Consider the following 19391-nt stretch of genomic DNA (forward strand, 5'->3'; position numbering starts at 1 on the left):
GAGTTGGACAACTGTCTCAATCCCGGATCGCCCACGCCATCCGTGCGAGGGAAAGTGCCTGCTCAGCACGCTCGATGACCACCTCACGCGACTCGCTGATGTGCGTGAGCAGCGTGTCGTACGCGGAATCCAGCTTGCCGTCGAGGGCGAGCTCGGCCACCGAGATGTGCTCGTCGACGGTCGCGCTCATGCGGTCGGGGGTGAGGTAGTCGAACATCCGGACCGGCCGCACCTTCGCGTTCACGTTGACGAGCGCATCCGACAGCGCCCGATTGCCTGCGGACCGCAGCAGAACGGTGTGGAACTGCTCGTCGAGCGCCACGAACCCGGCGTCCGGCTCGGGGTTCTCCTTCCGCAACGCGTACCACCGGTCGAGCTCGGGTCCCAGAACGTCCGGGTCGTGCGACAGCGACTCGTCGGCGCGGACCCGGGCGATTCCCTGGAGCTCGAGCGTGATGCGCAGTTCGTACAGTCCGGCCAGCTCGTCGATGCGGGGGCGGTACGGAAACAACCCGCCCACGTCGCGCTGGACGAGTCCGTCGGCGAGGAGCCGGGCCAGGGCCTCCCGCACCGGCGTCCGCGACACCCCGTAGGTGTCGGCGAGACGCTCCTCGCCGAGACGCTGTCCCGGTGGGATCCGGCCGCTCATCAGGTCGGTGCGCAGCGACAGATACACGTGATCGCTGAGGGAGCCGGCCGGTTCTCGGCGTGCCATCAGATGGCCATCGCCGCGCGGACGTCGGAGACCGCGGTACGGACGTCGGAGCCGGGTGCGGCGCCACCGGCGCCGGAGGAGGTGACCCGCCCCGACTCGAGGATGTGGTAGCTCTCGGCGGATTCGAGAGCGAACCCGATGTGCTGTTCCACCAACAGGACTCCGAGTCCGCCGCGGCGGGTGAGTTCCATGATGGTGCGCTCGATCTCGGCCACGACGGACGGCTGAATTCCTTCCGTGGGTTCGTCGAGGATCAGCATCTTCGGTTCCGTGATCAGGGCCCGCGCGATGGCGAGTTGCTGACGCTGCCCGCCGGAGAGGAGACCGGCACGCCGGTCGAGCAGGCCGCGCAGAGCCGGGAACAGATCCAGCACCTCGCCGACGAGTTCCTTTCCGCGCTTGCGGCCGTCGGCCACCACCTGAAGATTCTCGGCGGTGGTCAGCTGACCGAACGACTGCTGGCCCTGCGGCACGTAGGCGAGGCCGCGCGCCACCCGGGCGCTCGGCCGCAGCGCCGTGACGTCCTCGCCGTCGAACAGCACCCGCCCGGAGTCGACCTTGATCAGTCCGACCGCGGCCCGCAGAAGCGTCGTCTTGCCCGCGCCATTGTGTCCCATCACCGCGGCCACACCGTCCGACGGGACCGTCAGCGAGACTCCGTGGATCACTTCGGTTCGGCCGTACCCGGCCCGGATGTTCTCAAGCTCGAGCATCGCTGTCCTCCTTCGAAACCTCGGGCTGCAGTTCGGGGGCGGCACCGGCCGCGGCGGTCCCGAGGTACACCTCCTGCACCCGTGGATCGGCCTGCACCTGCTCCACGGTTCCCTCGCTCAGCACCTTCCCGGCGTGCAGCACGGTCACCGACGTCGCGAACGCGCGCATGAAGTCCATGTCGTGCTCGACCACCACGACGGTCCGCTCACCGCCGATGCGGCGCAGCAGGTTTCCCGTCTCGTCGCGTTCCTCGTGGCTCATGCCGGCCACCGGCTCGTCGAGCAGGAGGACGGAGCAGTTCTGCACCAGCAGCATTCCGATCTCCAGCCACTGCTTCTGTCCGTGCGCGAGGATTCCCGCCGGGGTGTCGCGCAGCGTGCCGAGACCCGTGACGTCGAGCGCCTCCTCGATGACGGGGAGCACCGTCTTGCGTCGGCGCAGCAGTGTGAGTGCGGACCGGCCCGCGCCCGCCGCGATGTCGAGGTTCTGGAGAACCGTCAGCTCCTCGAACACGCTCGCGGTCTGGAACGTGCGGCCCACACCGAGCCGGGCGATGCGGTGCACCTTCTTGCCGATCAACTCGACACCGGATTTCGTGACCGATCCCGTCGCGGGGACGAGCCCGGTGATGGCATCGACGAGAGTGGTCTTGCCGGCGCCGTTGGGACCGATGAGGAACCGCAGATCGCCTTGCATCAGGGTGAGGTCGACGCCGTCGACCGCCTTGAAGCCGTCGAAGCTGACCCGAAGGTCCCGGACCTCGAGATACTCGCTGGACATTCCGGCGTTGCCGCCGAGCACCGGCACCTTGGCCGTGGTGGGAATCGTCATCGGGCCATCTCCATTCGTTCCGTCGGCTCGGTCTCGTCTTCCGGTCCGGGCGGGGCAGGTTCGTCGGAGGAGGCCTTCTTCTTCCGCTTCAGCAGTGCGAACAGTCCCGCGACACCGGCCGGGAAGAATCCGACGACCACGATGAACAGCAGGCCCTGCGCGTACGTCCAGCCGGACGGGAACGACTCCGAGAACGCGCTCTGCGCCCACGCCACCCCGATGGCGCCGAGCACCGGGCCGAGGAGCGTGGAACGTCCGCCGATGGCCACCCCGATCAGGAACGCGATCGACGGGACGATCCCGACGTCGGCGGGGGAGATGATGCCGACGATCGGCACGAACAGCGCGCCGGCGAGGCCCGCGAAGAACGCGGCCGTCACGTAGGCGACGAGTTTGATGTTCGCCGGGTCGTACCCGAGGAAGCGGACGCGCTCCTCCTGATCCCGGACGGCGACGAGCAGTTCGCCGTAGCGGCTGTTCATCAACTGCCGCGTGATCGCGACCACGGCCAGCAGCACGCCGGCGGCGATGAAGAACAGCATCTGCTTGTTGGCCGGATCGTTCAGGTTGAAACCGAAGAACGTGCGGAACCGGTTGAGGCCGTTGCTTCCTCCGGTGCTCTGCTGACCGACCAGCAGGATCGCGAACGCGGCGGCGAGCGCCTGGCTGAGGATCGCGAAGTACGCGCCCTTGACGCGGCGCTTGAACACCCCGAGCCCGAGGACGAACGCCACCAGCGCCGGGATCAGCAGGATTCCCAGGATCGTCACGATCGGCGACGTGAACGGCACCCAGTAGCCCGGCAGCTCCCGGATGCCCGCGATCTGCATGAAGTCGGGCACCGTGTCGCCGCGGAGTTCGGCGTCGGCGATCTTCAGATGCATCGCCATCATGTAGGCGCCCAGCCCGAAGAAGACACCCTGGCCGAGGGTGAGCATGCCGCCGCGGCCCCACGCCAGGCCGATACCGACCGCGACGATCGCGAAGCACAGGAACTTGCCGAGCAGACTCAGCCGGAAGTCGCTGAGAACCGCGGGGGCGACGACGAACAGAAGCAGTGCGGCCAGTGCGAATCCCGCCCACGCGCGGTAGCGGCCACTCGTCAGGATGCTCATACGAGACTCCTCGTCTTGACGGCGAACAGGCCCTGCGGCCGAACCTGGAGGAACACCACGATGACCACGAACACGATGACCTTGGCGATCGACGCCGTGGTCGAGTACTCGACGAACGAATTGAGGATGCCGAGTGCGAACGCGGCGATCACCGCGCCCTTCATCTGCCCCAGGCCGCCGACCACGACCACCAGGAACGCGTCGATGAGGTAGCTCTGCCCGATGGTCGGGCTCGTCGAGCCGATCAGGGTGAGCGCCACACCCGCGACACCCGCCAGACCTGAACCGATGAAGAACGTCGTCACATCGGTTCGGCGACTGGAGATCCCGCTGGTCTCCGCGAGGTCACGGTTCTGCACGACGGCGCGGATACGGCGTCCCATCGGGGACTTCTGCATCGCCAGCGACAGCGCGACGACGGCAACGACGGCCAGCACCAGGATGAACAGGCGCGTCTTCGGCACCACCGCGCCCAGGATCTCCACACCACCGGAGAGCCACTCCGGTGCGGCGACGTTGACGGCGGGCGCACCGAAGACGTCCCGCGCCAGCTGCTGCAGGATCAACCCCACACCGAACGTCACCAGCAGCGTGTCCAGCGGCCGGTGGTACATCCGCTTGACGAGGGTGACCTCGAGGAGGACACCCATCCCGCCACCGACCACGAAGCCGACGAGCAGAGAGATGAACAGAGAACCGGTGGCGCTCGACACCACCTGCTGCACCACGTAGGCCGTGTACGAGCCGGCCATGATGAATTCGCCGTGGGCCATGTTGATGACGCCCATCTGGCCGAACGTCAACGACAGCCCCAGCGCCGCGAGCAACAGGATCGATCCGATACTCAACCCGGTGAACAGCTGTCCGATCACTACATCCATCGATGTATGTCCTCTCTCTTCCCTCGTGCTCGTCGGACCGTGTTCTAGCTACCCAGCGACTCGGCCCACGGGTAGGACTTCAGGTACGGGTCGGGCTGGATCGGGGTGCCCGAATCCCAGACCGTGTAGATCAGGCCGTCGTTCCGGATCTCACCGATGCGCGCGGTCTTGGTGATGTGATGGTTGGACCCGTCGATGGTGACCAGACCCTCCGGCGCGGCGAACGTGACGCCGTCCGCGTTGTCCTGGATGTCCTTGGTGGCGAAGGAGTTCGCCTTCTCGACGGTGTTCTTCCACAGGTACACGGACGTGTAGGCGGCTTCCATCGGGTCGGACGTCGGCTTGTTCGCGCCGTACCGGGCCTTGTACGCGTCGACGAACTTCTTGTTCTCCGGCGTGTCGATTGTCTGGTAGTAGTTCCAGGCGGTCAGCTGGCCCTCGATGTTCTGGACGCCGATACCGCCGACCTCTTCCTCGGCGATCGACACGGACACGACGGGCATGTCGGCGGGCTTCAGGCCGACGTTCGCGTACTCGCGGAAGAACGCGACGTTGGAGTCGCCGTTGAGGGTGTTGAAGACGGCGTCCGCATCGGCGGACCGGACCTTGTTGACGATGGTCGAGAAGTCGGTGGAGCCGAGCGGGGTGTAGTCCTCACCCTTGATCTCGATGCCGTTGGCCTCCGCGTACGCCTTGATGATGCGGTTGGCGGTCTGCGGGAACACGTAGTCGCTGCCCACCAGGTACAGCGACTTGACGCCCTTCTCCTTCAGGTAGTCGAGGGCGGGCACGATCTGCTGGTTGGTGGTCGCCCCGGTGTAGAAGATGTTCTTCGAATCCTCGAGGCCCTCGTACTGCACGGGGTAGTAGAGCAGCGAGTTGTTGTCCTCGAACACGGGCAGCATCGCCTTGCGGCTCGACGACGTCCAACCACCGAACACGGCTGCGACGCAGTCACTGCTGATCAGCTTCTCCGCCTTCTCGGCGAACACGGTGGGCTCCGAGGCCCCGTCCTCCGCGACGATCTGGATCTTCTTGCCGAGCACGCCGCCCGAGTTGTTGATCTCGTCGACCGCGAGCGCGATCGAATCCCGGACGGTCACCTCGCTGATGGCCATCGTGCCCGACAGCGAGTTCAGCGACCCGACCTTGATCGTGTCCCCGGAGGTGTCCACACAGGACGCCGCGGTGGACTCGCCTGCCGTGTCGGACGCCTTGCTGCCACAACCGGTCAGCACGAGCCCGATGGCGGCGAGCGCGGTCGGTGCAGCGAGGGCGCGCTTGGAGAAGGTGCGCATGTACGGGCCTTTCCGTCGGAGGACTTGGGACCTCCGCAACCCGGGACATGTATCCGCCCCACGTATACAGAGGTGTATTCGTGGGGCGAACATTAAGCGGCCGTTGTTGCGCCTGAATGTCTGTCGGTGACGTGTTCGTGACGCGAATTACGGTTACGTGAACAAGCGCTCACAGCGCTCCCGGCGGGGCCGGATGCTGTTGCCGCTGCGGCCAACGTCACACCGGTTCAGTCGGATTGAAGCGATATGATATCGGACGAACCATGAGGAGTCAGCGGATCAGGTACGGGGAGACCGAACTCTGGTGCTCACTGATATCGAGTTGCTTGCCGAGCGGCGGGAATGCGCGCTGCGGGCAGTTGACACGCTCGCACACCCGGCAACCGGCGCCGATCGGAGTGCCCGGGTTGGAATCGTCGAGGTCGAGACCGTCGCCGTAGACGAGGCGGTGGGCGTGCCGGATCTCGCAGCCGAGCCCGATCGCGAAGATCTTGGCCGGCTGGCCGTAGCGCTGGGCGCGACGTTCGACGGTCCGGGCGATCCACAGGTACCGGCGGCCGTCCGGCATCTGTGCGATCTGGTTCATGATCTTGCCGGGGTATGCGAACGTCTCGTACACGTTCCACAGTGGGCACGTGCCGCCGCTGGTGGAGAAGTGGAACCCCGTGGCGGACTGCCGCTTCGACATGTTCCCGGCCCGGTCGACACGGACGAACATGAATGGCACACCGCGCAGCTTCGGACGCTGCAGCGTCGAGAGACGGTGACAGATCGTCTCGTAGCTCACCGAGTAGAACGCGGACAGCCGCTCGATGTCGTACCGGAAATCCTCGGCCACGTCGTGGAACTGGCCGTACGGCAGCACCGTGGCCGCAGCGAAGTAGTTGGCCAGCCCGAGCCGGGCGAGCGCGACGGACTCGTCGCTCGTGAAGCCACCCTCCGCGACCAGCTTGTCGAGCAGGTCGCCGTATTCGAGGAACGCCAGCTCGGTCGCGAACTTGAACACCTGCTGGCCGCCCGACAGGTGCGGCGAAATCTCCAGCAGCCGGGATTCGGGGTCGTACCGGTGCAGGACGTTCTCGCCCAGGTCGATGCGCTTGACGATCTGCACGTCGTGCACGGTCTGCAACCTGCGGGCGATCTCACCGCCGACGTCGCCGCGGTGGAATCGCATGCGCGCGGTCAGTTCCTCCGCCGCCGTGTCCAGTTCGTGCAGATAGTTCTGCCGCTGATAGAAGTAGTCGCGGACCTCTTCGTGCGGCATCGTGATCGAGCCGCTACCGCTGCCGTCGCTGTAGCGGTCCTCCGTGGCGAGCGCCAGCTGCGCGGTGGTGTTGCGGAAGCGGCGGTGCATGTTGACCATCGCCTTCGCCAGGCCCGGATGCGACGCCACCATCTCGGCGATCTCCTGGGCGTCCGCGTCGATGCCCATCTCCTGATCCAGCGCCACCTCGCGCATCTCCGCGATCAGGCGCGTGTCGTCCTGGGACGAGAAGAACGTGGTGTCGACGCCGAACACCTCGCTGATCCGCAGCAGCACCGGCACCGTCAGTGGCCGCACGTCGTGCTCGATCTGATTGAGGTAGCTGGCGGAGATCTCCAGCGTCTTCGCCAGCGCCGCCTGGCTCAGTCCACGCTCGGTTCGGAGCTGACGCAACCGGGTGCCGACGAAGGTCTTGGACATACGGCAATGGTACCGGCGCAGGTCAGATGTGCGAACGGAACCTTCGCAAGATTTACTCGCGCGGGTCGGGACGCGGTGACGCGGGGCGAATGTACCTCTGGGCGCACTGGAGGCGCTGAAAGGTACATTCGCCCGCAGCTCAGGCCTTGTTCTCCGAGCGCGGCGCGCCGACGCCCGGGTCGATCCGGAACGGACCCGACGCGGACGGTGCGACGGGGAAGTCGAACATCGCCGTCGGCAGGTACACCGTCGAGCAGGAGTTCGGAATGTCCACCACCCCCGACAACCGGCCCTCGATCGGGGCGGCGCCGAGCAGGAGGTAGGCCTGCTCGGGGCTGTACCCGAACTTGGTGAGGTAGTCGATCGCGTGGAGACACGCCCGCTGATACGACAGGTGCGAGTCGAGGTACTTCTGTTCCCCGTCGAGGGTGACGGACGTTCCGGAGAACGCGAGCCACTCCGAATACTGCGGATCGGTGTTGCCGGGCATGAAGATCGCGTTCTCGGACACGCCGTACGTGTCCATGCCGCCCTTGATGATGTCGACGCGCAGGTCGATGAAGCCACCCATCTCGATGGCGCCGCAGAACGTGATCTCACCGTCGCCCTGGGAGAAGTGCAGATCGCCGACGGACAGGTTCGCGCCGTCGACGAACACGGGGTAGAAGACGCGGCTGCCCTTGGTGAGGTTCTTGATGTCCTGGTTGCCGCCGTTCTCGCGTGGGGGCGCGGTGCGGGCGGCCTCGCCGGCGACGCGGTCGAAGTCGGCGCCCGACAGGGACCCGAGGACGGCGTCCTGCGGTTCGGGCGGCAGGGCGAGTGGGGGAACCCGGCCCGGGTCGGTGGCGATGAGCGCGCCCTCCCTCGCGTTCCACTTCGACAGGAGGGCGGCCGACGGCGCGGTGCCCATCAGTCCGGGGTGGACGATGCCGGTGAACGAGACGTGCGGGACGTGCCGCGACGTGGCGGTCTGACCGGAGAAGTCCCAGACGGCCTTGTAGGCGTCGGGGAACTGCTCGGTGAGGAATCCGCCGCCGTTGTGGCGGGAGAAGATCCCCGTGTATCCCCATCCCTGGCCGGCCAGCGGGCCGGAATCCTCCTGGGGGATGGGTCCGACGTCCAGGATGTCGACGATCAGCAGGTCGCCGGGCTTCGCGCCCTCCACGGCGAACGGCCCGGACAACGTGTGGACCGTGGTGAGGGGCGCGTTCAGGATGTCGTCGGCGGAATCGTCGTTGTGGATGGCGCCGTCGAACCATTCGCGGCAGTGGACGCGGAAGGAGTCGCCCGGTTTCACCGTGATCGCGGCCGGGATGTCGGGGTGCCAGCGGTTGTGGCCGACGATCGCCTGATCGGTGAACTTCTTCGAGGAATCGAGCGGAAACAGCAGTTCGGGCATGTGCGCTCCTTCGGTGGCCGGTCAGGGACGAGGAAGTCGGCGGTGCAGCGGATTGCTCGTGACGGATGAACGTCCGGCCGTGGCCGGGGGCGGCGGACCGGTTATGACGTCCGGTTCGTGAGCCGACCTCTTCGTGCGGTCGAGGAGGTTCATCGCGGACGACAACCCGTGTCCGAGCCGCGGCGGGGACACACGCCGGACGGCGTCGCGATCGCACCGGGGGCAGCGGGTGGTGCCGGGTACGTCGGCCATCGGGAACGACCGCTCGAACGGGCCGCAGTCGGCGGCGCATCGGAATTCGTACAGCGGCAACGTGGTGCCCTTCGCCGGAGGAGACCATTCGAGGTCACGGTAACCGACCTGGTTGGTGATTGCAGTCACAACGGGCGCGTCGCGGGGTGTGCCGCGGCGGGAAGGCGAGGGTCGCTGGGGCGGAAATATCTGTGTACGGCGAGTTGCGTGCATTTGGTTCACGACCTGCGACTTTTTGCTACTGGCGAGTATTTTTCCTCTCCGATCGGGCAGGTATGGCATCGAACTTTCTTAACAGTCTTTGCAAGGCGCTGTGAAAAGCTAGCCAAGATTGGCATTAGCAACAGGTAGACGGCACTTTTTGCGTGTGTCATTCTCGGTAAGTACATACGAAGGGCCTGGCAAGGATGTGAAGCAGTACATCCGTACCGGACCAGCAGATCGAAGAGAGTGGAGTCTTGATGTCGACCACCGGCACCCCGAAGACCGCAGCTGAAATCCAGCAGGATTGGGACACCAACCCGCGCTGGAAGGGAGTAACCCGCAACTACACGGCGGAGCAGGTCACCAAGCTCCAGGGCACCGTTGTCGAAGAGCAGACCCTCGCACGCCGTGGTTCCGAGATCCTCTGGGACCTCGTGAACAACGAGGACTACATCAACTCGCTGGGCGCGCTGACCGGCAACCAGGCCGTTCAGCAGGTCCGTGCAGGCCTCAAGGCCATCTACCTGTCCGGTTGGCAGGTCGCCGGTGACGCGAACCTGTCCGGACATACCTACCCCGACCAGAGCCTCTACCCGGCCAACTCGGTCCCGCAGGTCGTGCGCCGCATCAACAACGCGCTGCTGCGTGCCGACGAGATCGCCAAGGTCGAGGGCGACACCTCCGTCGACAACTGGCTCGCCCCGATCGTCGCCGACGGTGAAGCAGGCTTCGGTGGCGCGCTCAACGTCTACGAGCTGCAGAAGGCCATGATCGCGGCCGGCGTCGCCGGTTCGCACTGGGAAGACCAGCTCGCGTCGGAGAAGAAGTGCGGCCACCTCGGTGGCAAGGTCCTCGTCCCCACGCAGCAGCACATCCGCACCCTGACCTCGGCTCGCCTCGCCGCCGACGTCGCGGACGTTCCCACCGTGGTCATCGCCCGCACCGATGCCGAGGCCGCGACCCTCATCACGTCCGACGTCGACGAGCGCGACCAGCAGTTCCTGGACGGAACCCGCACCGCCGAGGGCTTCTTCGGTATCAAGAACGGCATCGAGCCCTGCATCGCGCGCGCCAAGGCCTACGCCCCGTACGCCGACCTCATCTGGATGGAGACCGGCGTGCCGGACCTCGAGGTCGCCAAGAAGTTCGCCGAGTCGGTTCGCAGCGAGTTCCCGGACCAGCTGCTCGCGTACAACTGCTCGCCGTCCTTCAACTGGAAGGCGCACCTGGACGACGCCACCATCGCGAAGTTCCAGAAGGAGCTCGGCGCGATGGGCTTCAAGTTCCAGTTCATCACCCTGGCCGGCTTCCACTCGCTCAACTACGGCATGTTCGACCTGGCGCACGGCTACGCCCGCGAGGGCATGACCGCCTTCGTCGACCTGCAGGAGCGCGAGTTCAAGGCCGCCGAGGAGCGTGGCTTCACCGCCATCAAGCATCAGCGTGAGGTCGGTGCCGGCTACTTCGACAGCATCGCCACCACGGTCGACCCCAACACCTCGACGGCTGCCCTGAAGGGCTCCACCGAAGAGGGTCAGTTCCACTGAGCCTTGGCCTCCAAGGTTTCGACCGATCAAGGTTTCACCTGATCAACCCGACCCCGGGGAGGGGCCTGTAACCGGGCCCCTCCCCGGGCGACGACTCCACTAGACGAAAAGGAGCTGACGTGACCAGCGAAAAGATTCAGCGCGTCGGCGTGATCGGCGCCGGGATCATGGGTGCCGGAATCGCAGAGGTGTGTGCTCGCGCGCACGTCGACGTTCTGGTGTTCGAGCAGACCCGCGAGCTTGCGGCGGCGGGGCGTTCGCGCATCCTGCGGTCGCTCGACCGCGGAGTGAGCAGCGGCAAGATCACCGAGCGGGAACGTGAGCAGGCCGCCTGGCGGCTGCGGTTCACCTCCGATCTCGGTGATTTCGCGGATCGGCAGCTCGTCGTGGAGGCCGTCGTCGAGGACGAGAAGGTGAAGAGCGAGATCTTCACCGAACTCGACCAGGTCGTGACGGATCCGAACGCCGTGCTGGCGTCCAACACGTCGTCGATCCCGATCATGAAGCTGGGTATCGCCACGAAGTCCCCGGAACGGGTCATCGGGATGCACTTCTTCAACCCCGTTCCGGTGCTTCCCCTCGTCGAGTTGGTGACCACGCTCAAGACGAGCAAGTCGGTGTCCGAGCGGGCCGAGGCCTTCGCGAGTGATGTGCTGGGCAAGCAGGTCGTCCGTTCCGCGGACCGTTCCGGATTCGTCGTCAACGCCCTCCTGGTGCCGTACCTGCTCTCCGCGATCCGCATGGTGGAGTCCGGGTTCGCCACCAAGGAAGACATCGACAAGGCAACGGTTCTCGGCCTCGCACACCCGATGGGTCCGCTCGCGCTGACCGACCTGGTGGGCCTGGACACGGTCAAGTCGATCGCCGACTCCATGTACGAAGAGTTCAAGGAGCCCCTGTACTCGGCGCCGCCGCTGCTGCTCCGCATGGTCGAGGCCGGGTTGGTCGGCAAGAAGTCCGGCGCGGGCTTCTACGAGTACGGCGACAACGGCCGTGCCAGCAAGAAGGCCAGCTAGTAGGTAGGTAGGCGACTACACCTGTGCGCCTTTCACGACCACTGGCGGTTGTGAGAGGCGCACAGGTGCATCGAGCCCAGAGGCATTCTCAGCCACTGGACTGAGCCCAGAAAGGTCGACCGCATGTCCAGCACCGCAGCATACGGATCCAGCATCCTGGGGTATCCCCGCATCGGACCTCGCCGCGAACTCAAGCGTGCCCTCGAGTCCTACTGGCACGGCACGAGCACGAAGGAAGAACTCGTGACCGTCGCCCGGGATCTGCAGGAGGAGACGTGGAGTGAGCTCGCCGCGACCGGTCTGACCCAGGTCCCGGGCAACACGTTCTCCTACTACGACCACGTACTCGACAACGCGCTGCTGTTCGGTGCCGTGCCCGAGCGGTTCAAGCCGCTCGAGAGTCAGCTCGATCCGCTGGACTTCTACTTCACGCTGGCGCGTGGCCGGCCGGACTTCCCGCCGCTCGAGCTGGTGCGGTTCTTCGGTACCAACTACCACTACCGTCAGCCCGAACTGGACGAGAACACCGAGTTCGCGCTGCGGTCCGAGACCGTGATGGACGAGTTCGAGCGGGCGAAGGCGCGCGGGATCGAACTGCGTCCCGTCGTGTTGGGGCCCGTGTCGCTGCTGCTGCTGTCGAAGGTCGGTCCGACGTCGAAGCGGCACGGCTTCTCCACCCTCGACCTGCTGGACAAGGTGCTGCCGGAGTACGAGCGGCTGTTCGAGCAGCTCGCGAAGGCGGGCGCCACGTGCGTCCAGCTGGACGAGCCGTCGTTCACCGAGGACCGCACACCCGAAGAACTGGCCGCGCTGGCAAAGGCGTACGAGAAGCTGTCGCACGCACCGCTGCGGCCCCGCATCCTCGTCACCGGTCCGTACGGGCATCTCGGGGAGGCGCTCGCCATCCTTGCCTCCACCAAGGTGGAGGCTCTGGGCCTCGACCTCGTCAGTCACCGGCTGAGCGCCGACGAGCTGGCGAAGATCCCGGGCATGAAGCGCAAGCGCATCTACGCCGGTGTGGTCGACGGCCGCAACGTGTGGCGCGTCGACCGGTACAACACGCTGACGTACCTGAACACGCTGAAGGACGTCGTGCCGGATCTCGTGGTCTCGACGTCGACGTCGTTGCTGCACGTGCCGTACGACGTGTTGTCCGAGTACGACATCCCGGGTGATGTCGCGGATCGGCTCGCGTTCGCGAAGCAGAAGGTCGGCGAGGTGGTTTCGCTGGCCAAGGCGCTCACCGAGGGTCCGTCCGACAAGTGGCGCAAGCGTCCCACGTCGGTGCACTTCAAGCTCAAGCACGCGGTGCGGGCACGGGTCAATGCGATCAAGCCGGGCGACCGCCTCCGGGTTCCGTACGAGGAGCGGCGGCTCGCCCAGCAGGAGCGACTGAATCTGCCGCTGGTTCCGGCGACGACGCTGGGCTCGTTCCCGCAGACGGACGCGATCCGGCAGGCGCGGTACGAGCTGGGTGAGGGACGCCTCGAGTGGGAGGAGTACTACAAGCGGATCCAGGCCGAGATCGAAAGCACGATCCGGTTGCAGGAAGACATCGGGCTCGACGTCTTCGTGCACGGTGAGCACGAGCGCAACGACATGGTGCAGTACTTCGCGGAGCTTCTCGAGGGGTATGCCTTCACCCACAACGGGTGGGTGCAGGCTTACGGCTCGCGGTGTACACGTCCGCCGATCCTCTACGGGGACGTGTCGCGGCCGAAGCCGATGACCGTCGAGTGGATCTCGTACGCGCAGTCGCTGACGGACAAGCCGGTCAAGGGCATGCTCACGGGTCCGGTGACGATGATCGCGCGGTCGTTCGTCCGCCAGGATCAGCCGCTGTACGAGACGGCTGACCAGTTGGCGCTGGTGATCCGTGACGAGATCGCCGACCTCGAGGCGGCGGGTATCGCGATCATCCAGGTCGACGAGCCGGCGATCCGGGAATTGCTGCCGTTGCGCGAGAACGGCCGCGAGGCGTATCTCGAGTGGGCGGTCGACGCCTTCCGTCTCGCGACGGGCGGGGCGAAGCCGGAGACGCAGATCCACACGCATATCACGTACACGAGCCGGGCGTCGGTGGTCGACGCCATCGAACGGCTCGATGCGGACGTGACGGCGATCGTGGCGACGCGCTCCATCACGTGGGTCCTCGATGCCATCAAGGAGCGGGCGCTGACCCACGGTGTCGGTCCGGGTGTGTACGAGAGCCGGTCGGCCCGGATTCCGGACATCGACGAGTTGGACGCACTGCTCACGGAGGCGAGCGAGTCGATCTCACTCGAGCGGTTGTGGGCCAACCCGGACGGCGGACTGAAGACGCGTCACTACTGGCAGCTCGAGCCTTCGCTGCGCAATATGGTGGCGGCGGCGAAGCGTCTCCGCAGGCGGGCCGAGAAGGAAGAATCCGAGGCCTGATTTCTGAGGCGTGTTCGGGGTCACCGCGTCAGCGGTGGCCCCGAACGTGCGTTCGGTCGCGCAAACATGTAGGCATGTAAGCATGGTTACCGCAGCCGCATACGCAGTCACGTCCAGCGCAGGACCCTTCGAGAAGACCACCATCGAACGCCGCGAGCTCGGACCGCTCGACGTGCTCATCGAGATCAAGTTCGCCGGCATCTGCCACTCCGACATTCATACCGCCCGCAACGAGTGGGGCAGCACGCACTATCCCGTCGTCCCCGGTCACGAGATCGCGGGCGTCGTGAGCGCGGTCGGTTCCGGCGTCACGAAGCACCGGGTCGGCGACCGGGTCGGTGTCGGCTGCTTCGTCGACTCCTGCGGCGAATGCGACGCCTGCCGGGCCGACGAGGAGCAGTACTGCGTCAACCGGGTGACCGGCACGTACAACGCCAAGGGGCGCGACGGCGAGTGGACGCAGGGCGGCTACTCGACGCACATCGTCGTGACGGAACGATTCGTCCTGTCCATACCCGACGGCCTGGCACTGGACGTCGCGGCGCCGCTGCTCTGCGCCGGGATCACGCTGTACTCACCGCTCGCACACTGGGGAGCCGGACCGGGCAAGAAGGTCGCCGTCGTCGGGATGGGCGGTCTCGGACACGTCGGTGTGAAGATCGCGCATGCGATGGGTGCCGAGGTCACCGTGCTCAGCCAGTCCCTCGGCAAGAAGGACGACGGCCTGAAGTTCGGTGCCGACCACTACTACGCCACCGCGGATCCGATCACGTTCACGCAGTTGCGCGGACAATTCGACCTCATCGTCAACACCGTCTCGGTGAATCTCGACATCGACGCCTACATGTCGATGCTCGCGATCAACGGAACCCTGGTCGAACTGGGGCTGCCGGAGAAGCCGATCGAGGTGCGCGCGTTCAGTCTCGCAGCCAACCGTCGCAGTCTCGCCGGTTCGATGGTGGGCGGGATCGCGCAGACGCAGGAGATGCTGGACTTCTGCGCCCAGCACGGTATCGGCGCCGAGATCGAGGTGATCTCGGCGGACGAGATCGACGGCGCCTACGACCGCGTGGTCGGCAGCGACGTGCGGTACCGATTCGTGATCGACACGGCAACGATCTGACCTACGCGTCACCGAGTTGATCTCGCAGTGATGCCAGTGTCTTCGCCAGCAACCGGGACACGTGCATCTGCGAGATACCGACCCGGTCGGCGATCTGGGTCTGTGTCATGTTGCCGAAGAATCGCAGCATGAGGACGGTCCGCTCCCGTTCGGGCAGCGATTGGAGCAGGGGGCGCAGGGTTTCGTGGTTCTCGACGTCGTCCATCGCGGCGTCGTAGTCGCCGAGTGTCTCCACCATGGACAGCTCGCCTGTCCGGTCCGACGACGTGTTGTCGACGGAGACCGTCTGGTACGCGTTGCCGGCGAGGAGCCCCTGCGCCACCTCCTCCTGTTCGAGGTCCAGGTGTTCGGCGAGTTCGCTGACGGTGGGCGCGTGGCCGAGACTCTGGGACAGTTCGGCGACGGCCTGGCTCAGCGCGAGGTGCAGTTCCTTCATCCGGCGGGGCACCCGCACGGCCCACCCGGTGTCGCGGAAGTGCCGTCGTACCTCGCCCATGATGGTGGGGACCGCGAACGACACGAAGTCGGATCCCCGCTCCACGTCGAACCGGTCGACCGAGTTGACCAGGCCGAGGCGCGCGACCTGAACCAGATCGTCGTGCGCCTCGCCGCGGCCGTCGAAACGGCGAGCGATGTGCTCGGCGAGCGGGAGGCAGCGCGTCACGACGGCGTCACGCAGTCTGCTGCGCCGGGGATCGTCCTCGTCGAGGGCTGCCATCTGTTCGAAGAGTGCTGTGACGTCCTGATACTCGTCCGGCCAACGGGCCGTGTGCCCCCCACTGTGAGTATGGGACGTCACAGACTCAGGCCGTTCTTCACCTTGGTGAATTCCATGGTGGTCACGAAACCCGCGGTGGCTGAGTCGGGCTCCTGTTTCAGATCGACCGAATCGGTGAGGGCGTTGAGTACGTGCCAGGCGAACGAACGCTCGCCGAGGGAGTCGACCGAGGTGGTGGTGCTCGATACGTCGACTCGCAGGGTGTTGTCGAGATACTGCAGCCGGCACACCAGGACCGCATCCGGTGTCGCGCGGACGATCAGCTGGGTACAGATCTCGTCCATGGCCAGTTTGATGTCGGCGATGGAGTCGAGGTCGAAATCTTCGTGAATGGCAACGGTTGCTGCAAGGGCGCGCAGTACGGAGAGCTGATCGGGCGTTGCTCGCACGCGCAGTTCGACGACGGGATGTGTGTGATCCTGGTCGGGTTCGATTGTCTTGGCGATGGCCATGAGACCTCCGGGTCGGGCGTACCGTGCTGTCGGCGGGCGGTGGGTCGGCTCGCGCTGCTGAGAAGTCAGGGTAGCGATCCGGCGACACCGCAGGTGGAATACCGCAGAACAGGACCGATCAAACCAGTCCGATCAGTACGTTTGCCCGAGTAATGTTGGCGGCACGATCAGCGTTCCTGAGGCCCTCGGCAGGGTCATGGTGGTCACGGGAGACGAGTGGGATGCCTGACGAGATTCATCTGCACACGTTGACGAGTGACGTCGAGACCGCAGACGCCGACGCGGTCACCGTGTCGCTCGACGCTGTGCTCGAGTTGCTCGAGCCCGAGGATGAGACCGACGTCGTGCTGCACACGCTGTGCCGTCGGATGGTCGAGGTGTTCCCGGGTGCGGCGATGGCCGGGATCACCGTTCTCGGGCCGACGGGTCCCGTCACGGTGGCCGCGACGTCGGACGAGCTCGCGGCGCTCGAGGAGTTGCAGTACCGCTTCGGTGAGGGGCCTGCGCTCGACGTCGTGCGCTCCCGCGAGACCGTGCGAGCCGACCGCGCCGCCGCGTACGAGAGGTGGCCGGCGTACGCCGCGAGTTCCGAACCGGCAGGCGTCCACAGCTATCTGTCCGTGCCCCTTCCCGTCGCGGAGCAGTCTGCCGCCCTGAATCTGTACGGACTGTTGCCGCACGCCTTCCACCGCATGGACGAGTCGGTGCTCGAGCTCTACGTCGAGGCGGCAGCGGTCGCGGTGCGCAATGCGCGGCGGTACGGCGAGGCGAGAAATCTGATCGAGCAACTTCGTATCGCCCTCCGTTCCCGCGCCGTCATCGACCAGGCGAAGGGAATCGTGATGGCGTTGCGGGGTCTCGACGCCGAGACCGCATTCGAGGTCCTCGTCACGCGTTCGCAGCGGGAGAACGTCAAACTGCGCGTGGTCGCAGAACGTGTCGTCGCGGCTGTTTCGGCGCGTACAACCATGCGTAACGGTTTGTAATCGCTCACCAGGGCAAATGAGAGCTCGAGTATCTGTTATTTCCTTGTGACACATCACAGGCGGGAGTAGTCTCGAACCGAGGTTGAACACACAGCCGATGTCGGGAAGCGCTGCCGTAGCAGACGGTGTCATGTGTCCGAGGTCGGGTCTGTCTGCAGGTGCTCCGCTTCCCCTCTCAATGTTCGAGATGGGGTGAGCCATGTCTGTTGGTCCAGGGGTCCCAGAACCTGAAATGGCGTGTTCGGGCACGGAGTTCGGTACCACGTACAGGCCGAGGGTAACGCTCTCGGCCGTCGGTTCCGCTCCGACACGCTGTGCGAGCGCGGAATTCACTTCCGAGCGAGTCGGGTCCGGGGTGATGTTGGTAGGGGTGCGAGGCGAGATCGACCTGTTCAGTGCGCCGGGGTTCCGCGACTACGTGTGCACGCGGATCTCGCCCGAGGGTCAGTTCATCCTCGACATGTCGAAGGTGGATTTCATCGGAACCGCGGGTCTGTCGGTGCTCGACACCGTCCACGCGACGAACGTCCGGGACGGCCGGACGTGGGCGATGATCTGCGGCCGGCCGGTGTATCGACTGCTCAGAGCCGCGGGCCAGGAGTCGAGCTACCCGTGCTTCGCTTCCGTGGACAGTGCCCTCGGGGCCTGGCACGGCCGAACGGCCTGAGCGTCCGAACCGGCGCCCGACGTCAGTGGGCGCCGGTTCGACTCGTGCGCGGAGGGGCCGACACGCAGCGGCCGTAGGCGCGGAGGGTGTCGGTGGCGACCCGGTCCCACGAGTAGCGGGCGCGGGCGCGATCGCAGCCCGCCATGCCGTATCCCGTGCGCAGGGCGTCGTCGTCGAAGATCTGTCGCAGGGCCTCGGCCAGGCGGACCGGGTTGCGCGGTGAGATGAGGCGTCCGGTGATGCCGTCGACCACCGTGTCCCGCATACCACCGACGGCGGACGCCACAACCGGTGTGCCACAGGCCATCGCCTCGAGCGGAACCATGCCGAACGGCTCGTACCAGGGGGTGCACACCACGGCGTCCGCCGACCGCAGCAGCGAGGGCATGGCGTTTCTCGGCACGCGCCCGACGATCCGTACCCGGTTACGCACCTTCGTCTCCCGGGCCAGGGTCAGCAGTCGCGATGCTTCGGGGTCGTCGGCGACCTCGTCGGCGGCCGGCCCACCCGCGATGACGAGTTCGGTGTCGGGGAAGTGGGAGAGCGCCTCGATCGCGGTGTCGAACCCCTTGCTCGGCGCCAGCCGGCCCACCATGACGAGGCGATGGCGTTTGCCCTTCTCGTCGGCGCGGCCGTCGGGCGTGAACTCGGCAACGTCGACGCCGGACGGAACCACGGACGTGCGCGAGCGCGGCAGGCCGAGGTGGGAGAGTTCGAAGACCTCGTCCGTGCACGTCGCCACCACCCGGGTGGCTCCGCGGGCGATCAACTGTTCCAAGTGAATTCGGTTGTGGGTGCTCGACGAATCCGCACGCTCGAACCGCTGCTCGACCACCCCCAGCGCATGGAACGTCTGGACCACCGGAATGCCGAGAGTGCGGGCGGCGAGTTGCGTCGCGATCCCGGACATCCAGTAGTGGGCGTGGACGATGTCGGGCCGTTCGGCTTCCCATTCGGCCTTCAGGACGCTGCCGAACGCCCCCATCAGCGGCAGGATCTCGGCCTCGGACATCCGCCGCGCGGGCCCGACAGGCACGTGCACCACGGTGTACCCGCCCGGCGTCGTGACCCGCTCCGGGGCGTCCTCGCTCTCCGCCCTGGTGTAGACGGTGACGTCGTGACCTTCCCGCGTGAGGGCTGCCGACAGTTCGGCGAGGTGAATGCTCTGCCCCCCGACATCGGCGCCGTCCGAGACCTCGAGGGGACTGGCGTTGGCCGAGACCATCGAAATCCTCAATCGTCTCGAGGTGCCGACGGCTGCCGTTCTCATCGGTTGCCCGCCGCACACGGGAGGTCTGGGTTCGCGATGAA

18 protein-coding genes are annotated in these 19391 nt (G+C 66.2%); 6 read left to right on the top strand and 12 right to left on the bottom strand.

The features are described 5' to 3' along the window. Positions 1–16: 16 nt before the first annotated feature. The 9 genes from JVH1_RS26620 to JVH1_RS26660 all read right to left on the bottom strand — a co-directional run bounded on the left by JVH1_RS26620 (position 17) and on the right by JVH1_RS26660 (position 9018). On the bottom strand, positions 17–715 hold the full coding sequence (locus JVH1_RS26620; protein WP_009474803.1) for a GntR family transcriptional regulator: 699 nt from the start codon (positions 713–715) through the stop codon (positions 17–19). Further along, complete coding sequence (gene urtE, locus JVH1_RS26625; RefSeq protein ID WP_009474802.1) at positions 715–1428, bottom strand: urea ABC transporter ATP-binding subunit UrtE; 714 nt, start codon at positions 1426–1428, stop codon at positions 715–717. The genes JVH1_RS26620 and urtE overlap by 1 nt, the downstream gene beginning before the upstream one ends. Then, positions 1415–2260: an urea ABC transporter ATP-binding protein UrtD gene (urtD, locus tag JVH1_RS26630; protein WP_009474801.1), complete on the bottom strand. Its 846-nt coding sequence runs from the start codon at positions 2258–2260 to the stop codon at positions 1415–1417. Before urtD ends, urtE begins: the two co-directional genes overlap by 14 nt. Continuing rightward, positions 2257–3375, bottom strand: coding sequence for an urea ABC transporter permease subunit UrtC (gene urtC / locus JVH1_RS26635; RefSeq protein WP_005261082.1), 1119 nt, complete (start codon positions 3373–3375; stop codon positions 2257–2259). The genes urtD and urtC overlap by 4 nt, the downstream gene beginning before the upstream one ends. Continuing rightward, on the bottom strand, positions 3372–4256 hold the full coding sequence (gene urtB / locus JVH1_RS26640) for an urea ABC transporter permease subunit UrtB (RefSeq protein ID WP_009474800.1): 885 nt from the start codon (positions 4254–4256) through the stop codon (positions 3372–3374). Before urtB ends, urtC begins: the two co-directional genes overlap by 4 nt. A gap of 44 nt (positions 4257–4300) precedes the next feature. Next, positions 4301–5554, bottom strand: coding sequence for an urea ABC transporter substrate-binding protein (gene urtA, locus JVH1_RS26645; protein WP_005563339.1), 1254 nt, complete (start codon positions 5552–5554; stop codon positions 4301–4303). Positions 5555–5825: 271 nt separating this feature from the next. Continuing rightward, positions 5826–7238, bottom strand: coding sequence for an acetate metabolism transcriptional regulator RamB (ramB, locus tag JVH1_RS26650; RefSeq protein ID WP_007301354.1), 1413 nt, complete (start codon positions 7236–7238; stop codon positions 5826–5828). A 139-nt stretch (positions 7239–7377) separates the two neighbouring features. After that, on the bottom strand, positions 7378–8637 hold the full coding sequence (fmdA, locus tag JVH1_RS26655; protein WP_009474799.1) for a formamidase: 1260 nt from the start codon (positions 8635–8637) through the stop codon (positions 7378–7380). 21 nt (positions 8638–8658) lie between these two features. After that, the gene (locus JVH1_RS26660) at positions 8659–9018 is read right to left on the bottom strand and encodes an FmdB family zinc ribbon protein (RefSeq protein WP_009474798.1); all 360 of its coding nucleotides are present in this window, start codon (positions 9016–9018) and stop codon (positions 8659–8661) included. 332 nt (positions 9019–9350) lie between these two features. On the opposite strand from JVH1_RS26660, the gene aceA reads away from it, so the two are divergent. The 4 genes from aceA (at position 9351) to JVH1_RS26680 (ending at position 15197) form a co-directional block, all read left to right on the top strand. Continuing rightward, positions 9351–10640, top strand: coding sequence for an isocitrate lyase (aceA, locus tag JVH1_RS26665; RefSeq protein WP_009474796.1), 1290 nt, complete (start codon positions 9351–9353; stop codon positions 10638–10640). A 119-nt stretch (positions 10641–10759) separates the two neighbouring features. Further along, on the top strand, positions 10760–11656 hold the full coding sequence (locus tag JVH1_RS26670) for a 3-hydroxybutyryl-CoA dehydrogenase (RefSeq protein ID WP_005261077.1): 897 nt from the start codon (positions 10760–10762) through the stop codon (positions 11654–11656). Between the two features lie 123 nt (positions 11657–11779). Then, complete coding sequence (gene metE, locus JVH1_RS26675; protein ID WP_009474795.1) at positions 11780–14074, top strand: 5-methyltetrahydropteroyltriglutamate--homocysteine S-methyltransferase; 2295 nt, start codon at positions 11780–11782, stop codon at positions 14072–14074. A gap of 82 nt (positions 14075–14156) precedes the next feature. Then, on the top strand, positions 14157–15197 hold the full coding sequence (locus tag JVH1_RS26680; RefSeq protein ID WP_009474794.1) for an NAD(P)-dependent alcohol dehydrogenase: 1041 nt from the start codon (positions 14157–14159) through the stop codon (positions 15195–15197). Position 15198: 1 nt separating this feature from the next. On the opposite strand, the gene JVH1_RS26685 is transcribed toward JVH1_RS26680, so the two are convergent. Both JVH1_RS26685 and JVH1_RS26690 read right to left on the bottom strand, forming a co-directional pair. After that, the gene (locus JVH1_RS26685) at positions 15199–15996 is read right to left on the bottom strand and encodes an RNA polymerase sigma factor SigF (RefSeq protein WP_005251853.1); all 798 of its coding nucleotides are present in this window, start codon (positions 15994–15996) and stop codon (positions 15199–15201) included. Next, positions 15993–16427: an ATP-binding protein gene (locus JVH1_RS26690; protein WP_009474792.1), complete on the bottom strand. Its 435-nt coding sequence runs from the start codon at positions 16425–16427 to the stop codon at positions 15993–15995. Before JVH1_RS26690 ends, JVH1_RS26685 begins: the two co-directional genes overlap by 4 nt. A gap of 221 nt (positions 16428–16648) precedes the next feature. Between JVH1_RS26690 and JVH1_RS26695 the strand changes: the two genes are divergently transcribed. Together JVH1_RS26695 and JVH1_RS26700 are read left to right on the top strand one after the other, a co-directional pair. Further along, the gene (locus JVH1_RS26695) at positions 16649–17413 is read left to right on the top strand and encodes a GAF and ANTAR domain-containing protein (protein ID WP_009474790.1); all 765 of its coding nucleotides are present in this window, start codon (positions 16649–16651) and stop codon (positions 17411–17413) included. 358 nt (positions 17414–17771) lie between these two features. Then, a complete protein-coding gene (locus JVH1_RS26700) occupies positions 17772–18080 on the top strand; it encodes an STAS domain-containing protein (RefSeq protein WP_005251861.1) in 309 nt (102 codons plus the stop codon). A 22-nt stretch (positions 18081–18102) separates the two neighbouring features. Here JVH1_RS26700 and JVH1_RS26705 read toward each other — a convergent pair whose 3' ends face one another. Further along, a complete protein-coding gene (locus tag JVH1_RS26705) occupies positions 18103–19305 on the bottom strand; it encodes a glycosyltransferase (RefSeq protein WP_009474788.1) in 1203 nt (400 codons plus the stop codon). Between the last annotated feature and the right edge of the window lie 86 nt (positions 19306–19391).

Source organism: Rhodococcus sp. JVH1 (assembly GCF_000280725.2).
Lineage (GTDB): Bacteria > Actinomycetota > Actinomycetes > Mycobacteriales > Mycobacteriaceae > Rhodococcus_F > Rhodococcus_F jostii_A.